General features: G+C 39.2%; 13 protein-coding genes. All 13 read right to left on the bottom strand.

The window, feature by feature from the left end; genetic code table 11:
• Positions 1–3: 3 nt before the first annotated feature.
• The gene (locus I2F31_RS07090; protein ID WP_228285128.1) at positions 4–576 is read right to left on the bottom strand and encodes a 4'-phosphopantetheinyl transferase family protein; all 573 of its coding nucleotides are present in this window, start codon (positions 574–576) and stop codon (positions 4–6) included.
• Between the two features lie 271 nt (positions 577–847).
• Positions 848–1,276 (bottom strand): excinuclease, encoded by a 429-nt coding sequence (locus I2F31_RS07085; RefSeq protein ID WP_195769384.1) that lies wholly within the window; start codon positions 1,274–1,276, stop codon positions 848–850.
• Positions 1,269–2,501, bottom strand: a complete 1,233-nt coding sequence (locus tag I2F31_RS07080; protein ID WP_195769385.1) for a beta-ketoacyl-ACP synthase — start codon at positions 2,499–2,501, stop codon at positions 1,269–1,271. The genes I2F31_RS07085 and I2F31_RS07080 overlap by 8 nt, the downstream gene beginning before the upstream one ends.
• The gene (locus tag I2F31_RS07075; RefSeq protein ID WP_195769386.1) at positions 2,501–3,226 is read right to left on the bottom strand and encodes a 3-ketoacyl-ACP reductase FabG2; all 726 of its coding nucleotides are present in this window, start codon (positions 3,224–3,226) and stop codon (positions 2,501–2,503) included. The genes I2F31_RS07080 and I2F31_RS07075 overlap by 1 nt, the downstream gene beginning before the upstream one ends.
• The gene (locus I2F31_RS07070) at positions 3,227–3,643 is read right to left on the bottom strand and encodes an ApeP family dehydratase (RefSeq protein ID WP_195773633.1); all 417 of its coding nucleotides are present in this window, start codon (positions 3,641–3,643) and stop codon (positions 3,227–3,229) included.
• The gene (locus tag I2F31_RS07065) at positions 3,640–4,806 is read right to left on the bottom strand and encodes a beta-ketoacyl-ACP synthase (protein ID WP_195769388.1); all 1,167 of its coding nucleotides are present in this window, start codon (positions 4,804–4,806) and stop codon (positions 3,640–3,642) included. The genes I2F31_RS07070 and I2F31_RS07065 overlap by 4 nt, the downstream gene beginning before the upstream one ends.
• Position 4,807: 1 nt before the next feature.
• Positions 4,808–5,323: a DUF3261 domain-containing protein gene (locus tag I2F31_RS07060; RefSeq protein WP_195769389.1), complete on the bottom strand. Its 516-nt coding sequence runs from the start codon at positions 5,321–5,323 to the stop codon at positions 4,808–4,810.
• On the bottom strand, positions 5,310–6,593 hold the full coding sequence (locus tag I2F31_RS07055) for an NAD(P)/FAD-dependent oxidoreductase (RefSeq protein ID WP_195769390.1): 1,284 nt from the start codon (positions 6,591–6,593) through the stop codon (positions 5,310–5,312). The genes I2F31_RS07060 and I2F31_RS07055 overlap by 14 nt, the downstream gene beginning before the upstream one ends.
• 4 nt (positions 6,594–6,597) lie before the next feature.
• A complete protein-coding gene (locus tag I2F31_RS07050) occupies positions 6,598–8,904 on the bottom strand; it encodes an MMPL family transporter (RefSeq protein WP_195769391.1) in 2,307 nt (768 codons plus the stop codon).
• Positions 8,879–9,457: an outer membrane lipoprotein carrier protein LolA gene (locus tag I2F31_RS07045; RefSeq protein WP_228285132.1), complete on the bottom strand. Its 579-nt coding sequence runs from the start codon at positions 9,455–9,457 to the stop codon at positions 8,879–8,881. The genes I2F31_RS07050 and I2F31_RS07045 overlap by 26 nt, the downstream gene beginning before the upstream one ends.
• A gap of 29 nt (positions 9,458–9,486) precedes the next feature.
• Positions 9,487–9,912 (bottom strand): acyl-CoA thioesterase, encoded by a 426-nt coding sequence (locus tag I2F31_RS07040; protein ID WP_195769393.1) that lies wholly within the window; start codon positions 9,910–9,912, stop codon positions 9,487–9,489.
• On the bottom strand, positions 9,902–11,437 hold the full coding sequence (locus I2F31_RS07035) for an HAL/PAL/TAL family ammonia-lyase (RefSeq protein WP_195769394.1): 1,536 nt from the start codon (positions 11,435–11,437) through the stop codon (positions 9,902–9,904). Before I2F31_RS07035 ends, I2F31_RS07040 begins: the two co-directional genes overlap by 11 nt.
• A gap of 2 nt (positions 11,438–11,439) precedes the next feature.
• The gene (locus I2F31_RS07030; RefSeq protein WP_195769395.1) at positions 11,440–12,357 is read right to left on the bottom strand and encodes an LpxL/LpxP family acyltransferase; all 918 of its coding nucleotides are present in this window, start codon (positions 12,355–12,357) and stop codon (positions 11,440–11,442) included.
• Between the last annotated feature and the right edge of the window lie 4 nt (positions 12,358–12,361).

Genomic DNA, 12,361 nt, shown 5'->3' with positions numbered 1-12,361 from the left:
ACTTTATATCCACTGAATCTCAAACTTTTTATCACTTGCAACTGTAAGCATAGACTCTTCTAACTTTAAACTTTGATAATAAAAGCGACCTATTTTTTCATGATCAACAATCCCTTCTAAATTTTCAGGGTGTGCTTGAGTATTTAAAGTTTTTAAATTTAACCGAATACCTAAACTATGGGCTTTAAGTACAGCCTCTTTAATTGTCCATACTTGAAACCAAAAGGTGCGATCTTCACCAAGTTTTTTCCACATTAAAAGTTCTTCTTCATGAAAACAGTGTTCGGCCAACGCCTTCATGCGCACATTTCTAGAAAAATCTTCAATATCGACACCTACATTCAATACACTTTGACTATATGCCAAAGCATAGTATCTCTGACTATGTGAATGGTTAAAACTCATTTGTGAACTGATAGGCTTACCAAACGTATTGATTTCTATTTTTAATGGCTGTGTGAGTTGTTGTTGTAATTGCTTATTGCGATAGTCTTGTAACTGCATACGTTGCTGAGTATTTAGGCGAAGGTTTCCTGTATCCTCTATACAAAGAATATCGGTAATTTTCTTATACATTAAATAAATCATTGTTTATATATAAACCCATTTAGCTCATACCGATCATTCATTTGAGAATGCCTCACCTATCTTGAAAAATAGCGACTTAAAAAAACGTATGCTCATAACAAATACATTGTTATGAGCATAATGATATTGCAACAAGTACAGATACTATTTTTATGTAACACGCTTCAGTGAAATTAAGTAGCTCCCTTTGATGAATAACACTCACTTCACCTACACGTTATAGCGTTAAAATTAATATCTCAATTCATCTAGAAAGAAATTAATATTTTACAATATCACCTTTCAAAGCAACACCAGCAACGGCCATGCCTTTATGGCAATCATAAGTCGTTGTACTTTTCACTTCATGAGATTTATAATAGCTCACAATGTTTGTCACAGCATTACCACCACGTTGTTTAGCCACATCTTGTAATTGAATCAGTGCTGAACGTAACACCCAATCACATGACTCTTCAGCAGACTTCGCAAAACCATTGGTTTTTTTATTGGTGATGATGTCTTTTTGAAGAACTTTTCCACCTGACTTTGTATCTGCCAAATAAAACTTGACTGTACCGTCCAACGTACCATCAGAAACAGCTTTTTGTACTGCATCATTAAAATTTAACTGATGTATTTTATCTGCAGCTTGAACCGTTGTCACACCAGCAAGCATACATATGCTCAATAATACTTTTTTAATCATGATGATCCCCTGTTGTAAAAATAATAGACGTATTAATTCCGCCAAATGCAAAATTATTCGTGATTACAGTTTTTGCTTTAATATCACGTGGTTGATCCACGATATAGTCAAGTTTACCACAGTTGGTATCAACTGTTTTTAGATTCAGCGTTGGCATAAACTGTTGACGCTGTAACATTTCAATACTCAGCCATGCTTCTATCGCACCACATGCACCAAGTGTATGGCCAAAATAACTTTTTAATGAGCTAATCGGTTTATAACCCAATACTGATTGCGTAGCTTGCGTTTCTGCAATATCACCATGATCTGTTGCTGTACCATGTGCATTAACATAATCTATATCTTCTGCACTCAGATCAGCTGACTTTAACGCCAACTGCATGCATCTCGCCATACTGTCTTGATCTGGGCGTGTCACATGTGTTCCATCGCTATTACTACCGTAACCCATAACTTCTGCGTAAATATGTGCACCACGTGCAATAGCATGCTCTCGCTCTTCCAAGATTAAACAGCCTGCACCTTCACCAACAACAAGACCGTCACGATCTGCATCAAAAGGGCTTGGTGACAATGACGGTGTATCGTTCATCATACTGGTTGCCAGTAACACATCAAATACGCCTGCACTTGGTGCACTTAGCTCCTCTGCACCACCAGCAAGCATGACTGTTTGCTTACCATACCTAATGGCTTCAAAGGCTTGGCCGATCGACATCGAGCCCGATGTACATGCACTTGATGTCGGTAAAGATAAGCCTTTAATCCCAAAATAAACGCTCATATTGACTAAGCTAGTATGTGCCATCATACGAATGTACGTTGTGGCATTCATCTTGTCCATGGTCTGATCAAGGATCATGCTTCCCATTTCACACACAGCATCTACACTGCCTGCAGATGAGCCAAAAGCGATACCTGTTTCACCACTTTGAAGAATTGGATGGTCTAGTAACTGTGCATCTGCCAATGCTTTTTCAGCACTAATCACCGACATTAAGGCAACTCGTCCCATGCCTCGCATCACTTTACGGGTAAAATGCTTTGGCACTGTAAAATGATCGACAGGTCCTGCTAAACGTGTACGTAAATCGGGATAGATCTCCCACTCGTTCATGTAGCGAATGCCATTTTTGCAAGCTTCCATCTGTTTAAAGATATCATCTGCATTTTCGCCCAAAGAAGTAATACCCGACATGCCAGTAACAACAACTCGCTTCACTAGACCATACCTCCATTTACAGAGATCACTTGCCGAGTAATATAAGAGGCTTCATCTGAACAAAGGAATTTAACTAAACTTGCCACTTCATCAACTTGCCCCATGCGTTGCATTGGGATCATTTTCATAGCGTGTTCTTTGACTTCCTCTGTAATCATATCTGTTTCTATGAGGCCTGGTGCGACACAGTTCACGGTAATTTTACGTTTGGCCAGTTCCAATGAAAGGGCTTTGGTTGCACCAATTAAACCTGCTTTGGCTGCACTATAGTTGACTTGGCCTCGATTACCAGCAATTCCAGAAACAGATGACAATGTCACAATACGGCCACCTTTTCTAAGGTGAATCATAGGCATAATCAATGGTTTAATAATGTTATAAAATCCATTGAGTGATGTAGAAACCACTTCATCCCAATCGTTATCTTCTAACATTGGAAAAGCAGCATCTCTTGCCAAACCAGCATTCAGCACAATGCCGTAAAATGCCCCATACTTTTCTACATCTTGCTCCAACACCTGCTTACATAGCACCCGATCATTCACATCAAACATCAGTACATGACTTTCTTGGCCCAACTGCTGAATATGCTGTGTAACCTGATCTGCATCTGCTTGGCTTGAACGAGCATGCACCGTCACATCAAAACCTGCGCTGGCAAGTTGTAAAGCAATAGCTCGTCCTATGCCTCGGCTTGAACCTGTCACTAAAATACGTTTTTTCATTTAACTCATTCCTTCTTCGGGTTCGTACACACTCAGCAGTGCGGAAATCTTATGGTCTTCATACTCTATTTCACACAAAAATTGCCCCAAACCCTCATGTGAGTATTCACGCTGAGCATGAATCTTTAATGTTTTTCCTAAAGTAAAATAAGCCATCGGCAAGACCATTCTCCGAGTACCTAACAAATACCCAATTCTTGGCGCACGCTCAGACTTACTCCCCTGAAAACCAGCATACGCACTAATGGTTTGTGCCATAATTTCTATGCTAACCCATGTAGGTAAACCTTCTTCTTGAACAAACATCAGCTCAGAGGTAATCTCTAATGATGCTTCTATACTGTTCTCAGTGACTGTAGTCACGGTATCTATAAAGACCATTGGTTTTTGGTGTGGAATATAATCTATTGCATTCATGATTTAGATATCCCAAAAACAAGACTCACATTGCTACCACCAAATGCAAATGAATTACTCATCACATAACATATCGGTTTATTCATCTTATAATCTCGCACATAATTCTGATCTTTTAATTGCATGTCTATTTCACCTGACTGATGTAAAGGAAGCCACGATTGATCTAATAAAATGCGATAACAAATATATGCTTCGAGTGCACTCGCCGCACCTAAGCAATGCCCTGTTTTATGCTTAGTACTACTTAGAGCCACATTGTTTTCTCCAAACACTTGGCGAACAGCGTGAATCTCCATGGCATCATTTTGTGGTGTAGCAGTACCGTGTAGGTTAAGATAATCAATACAAGATGGTGAAATTGCAGCAGCATCTAAAGCTCTACACATAGCTGATTGTGCACCTATGCCTTCAGGGTGTGGTGCTGAAATATGCCATGCATCCATAGACTCCCCATGCCCCATGAGCATAACTGGAGCAACGTCTTTCGTGAGTAGAAATAAACTGGCTGCTTCACCAATATTAATTCCATCACGGCGTTGACCACAGGGCTGACACTGTTGACTAGACAGACTTTCTAAGCTATTAAAACCATTGAGTGTTAACTGGCATAGTGTATCTACTCCACCAACCAACACCGCATCAGCAAGCCCAGCTTCAATTAAACGCTGTCCTGCGGCAAATGCTTTTCCACTCGATGAACATGCTGTAGAAATGGTATACGCAATCCCTGTCCAGCCCAAGTGTGCTTGTAGCCCTCTCGCTAAGCAACCCATCTCTTGTTTCTTATATGACACAGCAACATTTTTCTGCTCAAAATATTGTTTAAGAACAGGTTCATTGTCAGCAATACCTGATGTTGATGTACCAACAATGACCGCAAGACGGTTTTGATCTATATTTTTAATATGAGCATCTACACGATCTTTGATTTTTTCAAGCGCAGTCAATGCTAAACGAAAATTTCGTGAATCAATCGCCTTCATGGCTGTTGGTAATTCAGCACTATACAAATCACCCTGATATGCACCCACCTGCACCGTCTGATCTGCAAGCAGATCAGACCTTAAAGTCAGTGTATTTTCAGATGAAGTTAATGCCGCTTTTACATCATCACCCAAACTTGATAAGCCTATACCACACGCTATACCCACTGCGACCATTTTATTTTAATCCTTCAGGTATTTGACTAAATACAATGCTATAAGGTACTTGTACATTGTGAAGTACCACTTGCTGTGGTTGGATATCAATATTTAAAACACGTACGTTGTTAATATCAATATACTTTTTAGATTGTTCAAAGGTAACATTACTATTTTGTGATTGAAAATTAGAATAAGTGGCGAACAAAATATCTCTCACTAAAAAATCAAATGGTAGTAAACGCATAGCATCTATACGTTGTTGAACATAAACCTGTTTACCATCGAACGTGAGCTGAAAAAGTGGTTGCCCTGTTAAGCTTAAACCCAACATTGACAGTACACCTGCCTTTTGTTCTTGATACAGCAATAGGCTAAACGTGGTCTTTTTCCATTGCATTTCCAACATGTCTTGACGCTGATAATGTGGCTCAATCTGCCAAGCGATTGACTTAAGACCTTGTACTTTCGGTGCTTGGCAAGCCATACAGAGTATAGCCAACCCAACAATCAACAATACTTTAAGACAATGCATGCTCTTCTTCACTTTCACCTTCTCGACAATATTCAGCAATCGCACTTAAACGGCGTTTTGCATTGCTATGGATTGGGTTTTTGGTATCCCATGCATAGCCTGCCAACAAAGACGAAATCATGTTCTGGATTTGAATATTCTTTTTCTGATATGTAGAAAAAACAACATCTTGAAATTCCCCCGTATACCATGCTTCTACATATGCACGAAAGACATCAATGCCTTGACGCAAAGGTTTTTCATATTCCTCAAACCAGTCTACGGTCTCGCCCTGTAACACTCTTTCGACCAATGGCACAGCTAAACTTGCAGACTTTAAGGCAATCGTCACGCCTGATGAAAATACTGGGTCTAAAAACTCACCTGCATTGCCTAACAGTGCATAGTTATGCTGTGCAAGGTGCTTCACATCTGCCGCATAGCCAACCAACGTACGTACAGGTATATCAAATTTTGCATGCTTTAATACCCCAGACAATGCAGGGTCGTCTGCTAAAATACGTTTCAATAACGCTTCAGGGGTACTGTCTTCAAAACCATACTTATCAAAAAAATCTTGCTCTGCAACCACACCAAATGATGAACGGCCATCAGCAAATGGAATGGTCCAATACCATGCTCTATGGTCTTTTTCATGTACAGTAATTAAGATTTTCTCTCGATCAAAAGCCTGATCTACAATGCCATCTTCAACATGTGTAAACAGCGCACGGCGTACAGGAAAATTAGAAGGGCTTTCTAAATCTAAAAGTTTTGGTAAAACACGCCCAAAACCACTGGCATCCAATAAAAATTTAGCCTGTATTTGATACGTTTCTTGTTGTTCAGTCTGAATCGTTAATATAGGGTGTGTAGATTCTACATCTACATTTAACACTTCATGACCAAAGCGAATGTCTGCACCTAAGGCTTGTGCACCTTGGGCTAAAAGGTGATCAAAATTCGCTCTTCTGACTTGCCATGTTGTACCCGGCCCTGCGGTAAACTTTTCTCTAAAATCATAAAAACTGGTTTGTTTCCCTCTCAGAAAACTCGCTCCATTTTTATATTGGAAAGCAAATTTATCAACATTTTCACGTACAATATCGAGCAAGCCCGCTTCTTCCAAAAATACCATAGACTGTGGTAATAATGATTCACCAATACTAAAGCGTGGAAAATGTTGACGCTCTAAAATTGTTACAGCATAGCCTTTTTTACGTAATAAAGCCGCTGCAGAACTTCCAGAAGGCCCCGCCCCAATAATAATAATGTCTGTTTGTTCAATCATGTATTTATCCTTTTTTTAAAGATTTTAGAATTTGATGGTGATGATCAGAAACCGTAAACAACGTTGCGTAAACAAATGAAAAAATAACCCCCAATAACACCGTTAAACCGAAGCAATGAATGGCGTATGTATTGCTAAAAGACAATAAACCAAAGCCCAATAGTGTCGACAACATGCATAAAAACAATGCCATTCCCACAACTTTGCTATGGTCATGCCCATGTCGATAAAAAATAGCGTAATCGACTCCAATACCCAAAATAAGAAATGTGCCCATGAGGCTAAATAAATTAATCTCTACACCTAAAAACGATTGAACTGCAAAAGTCGTGAGCAGTGCCATACTGACAGGCAACATGAGCGGAACAATCGCACTTAGACCATAAATAACACCAAGCCCTATCGCAAGCCCAAGCAGTGCATAAATCAAAAGTTTGGTTGCCTGTTGTCTATGGTCTTTAAACATATCTGATAACGTTTGTATCGGCTGTTGATAATGAACTTGTGATGTCTGTAAAGCCTTAAGAACACTAGGTTTTCCTTGGACTAAAACAAGGCGTACATTTTTATTTTGCTGTAAAAAAAATAAAGGATGCGTTTGCATATCTGCAACGTTCAGTATTGGCTGATTGTATAGCTGTTTTTGCCATGCTAAAAGATCATTAATAGGAATATTCGTTGCACGTGCATATCCTTCAAGTACAGTAGGTGACAAATTCATTAATTGTTTTTTATTGTCTTCTTGCTGCTGAGCTGTTGGCAACCACTGCCCCAAAGCTTGAAAATTTTCAACATCACCTTTGGTCTTTAATGTCTTTAGTGTTGTTATTAAATTTTGCTCAAGCTGGTCTGTATTTTTCCCTTCAATAATAAAATAATCTGTTGTTTGAGGCTGTACAAAACGCTCACGAACATAACGATCCTCTTGCTTGAGTTGATCATTCATACTTTGCAGATTACGCACATCATCATTTACACTTAAATGAATAACACCCCAAAAACCAGTCATGACAATAAAAAGAATTGCGCCATAACGCACAGTCTTCTTTTGTTGGAACTTGGTTCTCACAGCACCAATCCAAGCCAAACGTTTCAAAGCAGGTTCTGCATTTAATGCAGGTAATCTTGGTAAAAGTAAAATACTGGTGACCCATGCAGCGCCTAATCCCACCATGGAAAAGACAGCAATTTGCCTAAAACCCGGAAATGGAGAAAAACTCAATGCCAAATATGCCACGATTGTGGTCATAAGCCCCATGAATAAACTTGGGAGCAACGGTTTTAAAATGCTAAAGCCATCATGCTGACGATGCTGTGACTGCAATGCCATAAAGTAAAAAGAAAAATCGACACACACACCAATTAAACTTGCCCCAAAGACTAATGTCATCAGGTGAATTTCATTAAAAATTAAATGTGTAATGAAAAAAGCCACCAATGAGCCACTACTCACGGCAATAAATTCTGTGAGCATTGGGCGTAAGGAACGAAAACCAAACCAGACCAAAAAGATCAAACCAAGACTTGAACCCAAGCCAATGGTAGAAATTTCATTTTGTGCAGACTGTGTGCCAAAGCTTGCAAAAATTAGCGTTCCTGTCCAATGGCTTTGAACAGAAAGATCAGAGAGTGCCTGTTTTTGTGTAGCAATCCACTGCATGGTTTTTTCTTGATCATCAATATTGTAAGGGCTATTTTTTAGCTCCAAAACAATTAATCTAGAAAAGCCTTTATCATCATGTATTGTCGCAAAACCTTGTTCTAAGCGTATATTATTTTGTGTTTGTAATTCGCTTAACCCCATTAAATAACGAGGAAACAATAACAATGGATCTTGCTTTAAAAGTGTTGCTGTTATGGGGATGCCGGGGCTAGAAAACTGCAATACACTGTGTTCAGTCAAAGATGCATAATCTTTATCTTTTAAAAGATCAATATCTGCCTGACTTAACAACCCGACACGGTGTTTAAACAATGTCTGACCAAACTGATCTGCATCAAACTGATGTTGTATCGGCTTTAATACATCTGTGTGTTTTACCGCCTGCGTGATCAACTGTGTCGCTTGATCGAGTGACTGTGCATCTTTTGCATCAAGTACAACAAACACTTTTTGATTCAGCTGATCGCCCATATAGCGCTGTGTATTTTGCAAACTCACATTTTGTTCGGCATCTGGAAGCAAAGCAAAAATATTGGCTTGAATATGAATCCGCTGATTCATCCACAATACAGCGGTTAGAATGCCAACAATGAGTAAAAACAATACCCAAAGATAAGTAAGTTTATTTTGCCAATTGGAAAAGTGCATATTCTTGTACATTTAACTGTTGTGGTTGTGCTGACTGTTGTCTAAAACGAATTGTGGTCGAATTACCCTCTTTTTCATGCAAAACAATTTGATCAAGATATTTCGTACCTTGCATGTCAACTCGATCAAACAATTTTTTAAACAAAGCATTTTTCGGTGTTAATTGCATTTTCCATTGGTCGTTATTTTTTTCTATCGAATTTAGATTAAAGTTTTTGACCAAAGTTGCTTCATCGCCTGCCATCAGCTGTAAAAATAGCGTGGCCATTGAGCCATATTCAGATTGCTGAATATTCATTTCACTCATGGTGCGTTGGGTTTTTTGTATCAGCTTTTTCTCAGTTACAATCAAGTCAGCCTGTACTGGTTGTTTGATTTGCCATAACACACCGTACTGTTGACTAAATAAAACCTCACCTTGTGAGCTAAATGTTCGATTTAAACTCGCCATGCTCTTTTGCTGTTCAAAATGTGCACGTACTGCAGGCATCTGTGCTAACTGTTGAAAAACACTTCGCGCTTGCCCTATATCAGCCATAACCCATGCAGGCATTAAACTGAAAAAAAGAATAAATATCTGTTTCATGCTTCAGTATCCACAAAAAGATCCCACGCATTTAAACGATCAAACAGTATTTTCGGTGACTGCAAACACAGTTCACGGGTCTGCATATTAACTGCGACCTGTGTGGTATAACCTTTGGTCATACGCTTACCTGTTTTAGCATCAAATATAAGATAGTCTATTTTTAAACGATTTTCCCATTCTTTTAGTATGGCTCGCACTCTAATTTTTTGTTGAAATTCAATACCATGAATATACCTCACATGACTATCAATCACAGGCCAAGCATAACCAGACTCGAGCATATCATTATAATTGTAGCCAAATAAATCGAGGAGTTTACAACGTGCAATTTCAAAATATTTAATGTAGTGCCCATGCCAAACAATATTCATGGTATCTACATCATGAAAAGGGATTTCCATTTCAACATCAATATGCATTGTCACTCTCCCACTGTGCTAACAATTCTAGATTTTCTAAACGATCAACCAATTGCTGTAATTCATCTTGCAATGGGCGATCCTCAATCACATATTGAAATGTCTCTTTTGTCCAATCAATAAAGTGTTGTAATTGTGGTGAAACGGCTACATTTTTTAAATACACTGCTTGCGTTGCCGCACAGCTTAAAGCAGCGATCACTTGTTCAGTCAACACCATTGTTCGAGTCGCATCACGAGCAGCGATAGTGCCCATACTGACTTTATCTTGATTATGACATTCTGTTGATCTTGAGAAGATTGAGGCAGGTAACGTTTGTTTCAGTGCCTCTGCTGTCCATGCAGAAACGGCAATTTGTACTGCTTTAAAACCATGGTTTAAAGGCAGTCGCTCTGCTGTTGCACCTGTTAAGTTGCGTGGTAAGCCATGATTCATTTTTTGGTCGACCAACTGTGCCATTTGACGATCCATCAAATCTGCAATGTTGGCAATCATTAACTTCAAACTGTCCATGGCTTGTGCAATATGACCGCCATAGAAATGTCCACCGTGTAATACACGCTGTTCTATTGGGTCTATTAATGGATTGTCGTTACTTGAGTTCAATTCATTTTCAATAAATTGACGCAACCAGACTTTAGAGTCCTCAAATACGCCAATCACATGGGGTGCACAACGTAACGAATATCGGTCTTGTAAGCGTGAGCTTTGATGCGCTTGGTCTGGCTGATATGACAAAAACGCCCTTAATTGTGTAGCAATATGTTGTTGTCCAACATGAGGCTTTTGTGCAAATAGAACTCCATCGAAATGACTGGCGTTACCATCTAATGCCAAAACATTTAATGCAGTAATACAGGTACTTGCCAAACTGATTTGTTCTGCTCTTTTATAATTTAAGCACGCGATCGCAGTCATTACAGCTGTGCCATTCATGAGTGCAAGCCCTTCTTTGGGTCTTAACACAATTGGGTCAAGTGCATGACTTTTGTAAACTTGAGCAATGGGCACAATCTGACCATCAACATAGACATCTCGCTCACCTGCCAAAGCACCTGCAATATAAGACAATGGTGTTAAATCACCACTTGCCCCGACAGACCCTTCAGAAGGAATCATGGGAATCACATTCTCATTAAGCATCCAAACAAGGCGTTGAAGTAGTGCTAAAGATACCCCTGAAAACCCACGAGCCAGTGAGCATAGCCGAGTAATGATGACAGCTCTACCAGTCACAACATCAAGGTTTTCACCCAAACCACAGCCATGAAAGCGAGAGAGCTGTAGTGGTAATTCATTGACTTGATGTATAGGCACATCAACTAAGCAAGAGTCACCATACCCTGTAGTCACACCGTAAATCACACCGTCTTTTTTTAAAAGTTCATCTAAAAAGTCTGCACCTTGCTGAATTTTTTCATTCCAAGCCACACTTTTAGGTAAAGCAACCTGACAGCCATTCTTTGCAACAGCAACAATATCTTCAATAGTGAGTTGCACTTCACCCACGGTTAATATGTGCATAGTTATTTATTCCAAAAATAATAAAAATTAAACCACTGATAAGGTACACGCAGGCAATGTTGCTCGACCAATCGAACATACTGTGTTGCGATGTTGTTCAATGCCTGTTCTCTTGTTTTTCGAGGTAGCTGTAAACATTCAGACATTGGATGAATATGTACTTCAAATGTTTGTTGAACACGGTAACAAAACACGGCAACCACGGGCACTTTCAACAAACTTGCTAAAATCCAAGCCCCTTGTGGCCATAAAGCATCTTCACCTAGAAAATCAATACTGAGAACTCGGTTAGAATGAATTGGTACGCGATCAGCCGCAATAAGCACCCACTCACCCTGTGCTAATTTCTGCTCTAAAAAAATTGCGGTTTCAACCCCCAATTCATCTACAGAAATTAAGTTAATATTGGCTTTGTCACTAATTTTTTGTAAAAATTGATTAAATTTAGAGGCATGTTTTTGATAAACCAACACATTAATTTTTTGCACATGCTCGGCTTTGATTGCACGTAAAAGCTCAATATTCCCAAAATGGGAAACAATTAAAATTAGCCCTTTTTTGTAGTGCTGACTCAAAGATTGATGGCCTGTAATCTGTAAATCTTGCTGAGAAAACTTTCCTAGCCAGCCTTCGATTTTATCTAAAATAGACTGTGAGAAGCTCATGAGATGAGCATAGGTTTGCCTCATGGTTGGGGCATGAGAAAATGGCGAATGCTCACCTGCAAAGACATGTAGTCGTTGTAAATAATCTAGAGAGGCTTTTCTTGATGCTGTCGAAAATAACCAATACCACAGCACAATAAAATATAAAATACACTGAATGAGCCAGCGACCACCTAAACGGTATAACCATAAAATAAGCAGTAAAGGTAACATACCACCTTTTTCTTTCACTTCATTCCAACGTGGTTTTGCCATTTCC

It is taken from the genome of Acinetobacter rathckeae, assembly GCF_015627125.1.
Lineage (GTDB): Bacteria > Pseudomonadota > Gammaproteobacteria > Pseudomonadales > Moraxellaceae > Acinetobacter > Acinetobacter rathckeae.
Note: the sequence above shows the minus strand (reverse complement) of the source record. Positions and strands in the feature narration are given on the sequence as shown.

Coding starts and splice junctions, on each gene's coding strand:
- I2F31_RS07050 (WP_195769391.1), bottom strand. CDS start 8,904: ATGCACTTTTCCAATTGGCAAAATAAACTTACTTATCTTTGGGTATTG.
- I2F31_RS07085 (WP_195769384.1), bottom strand. CDS start 1,276: ATGATTAAAAAAGTATTATTGAGCATATGTATGCTTGCTGGTGTGACA.
- I2F31_RS07035 (WP_195769394.1), bottom strand. CDS start 11,437: ATGCACATATTAACCGTGGGTGAAGTGCAACTCACTATTGAAGATATT.
- I2F31_RS07060 (WP_195769389.1), bottom strand. CDS start 5,323: ATGCATTGTCTTAAAGTATTGTTGATTGTTGGGTTGGCTATACTCTGT.
- I2F31_RS07055 (WP_195769390.1), bottom strand. CDS start 6,593: ATGATTGAACAAACAGACATTATTATTATTGGGGCGGGGCCTTCTGGA.
- I2F31_RS07075 (WP_195769386.1), bottom strand. CDS start 3,226: ATGAAAAAACGTATTTTAGTGACAGGTTCAAGCCGAGGCATAGGACGA.
- I2F31_RS07030 (WP_195769395.1), bottom strand. CDS start 12,357: ATGGCAAAACCACGTTGGAATGAAGTGAAAGAAAAAGGTGGTATGTTA.
- I2F31_RS07045 (WP_228285132.1), bottom strand. CDS start 9,457: ATGCCTGCATGGGTTATGGCTGATATAGGGCAAGCGCGAAGTGTTTTT.
- I2F31_RS07090 (WP_228285128.1), bottom strand. CDS start 576: ATGTATAAGAAAATTACCGATATTCTTTGTATAGAGGATACAGGAAAC.
- I2F31_RS07070 (WP_195773633.1), bottom strand. CDS start 3,643: ATGAATGCAATAGATTATATTCCACACCAAAAACCAATGGTCTTTATA.
- I2F31_RS07040 (WP_195769393.1), bottom strand. CDS start 9,912: ATGCATATTGATGTTGAAATGGAAATCCCTTTTCATGATGTAGATACC.
- I2F31_RS07065 (WP_195769388.1), bottom strand. CDS start 4,806: ATGGTCGCAGTGGGTATAGCGTGTGGTATAGGCTTATCAAGTTTGGGT.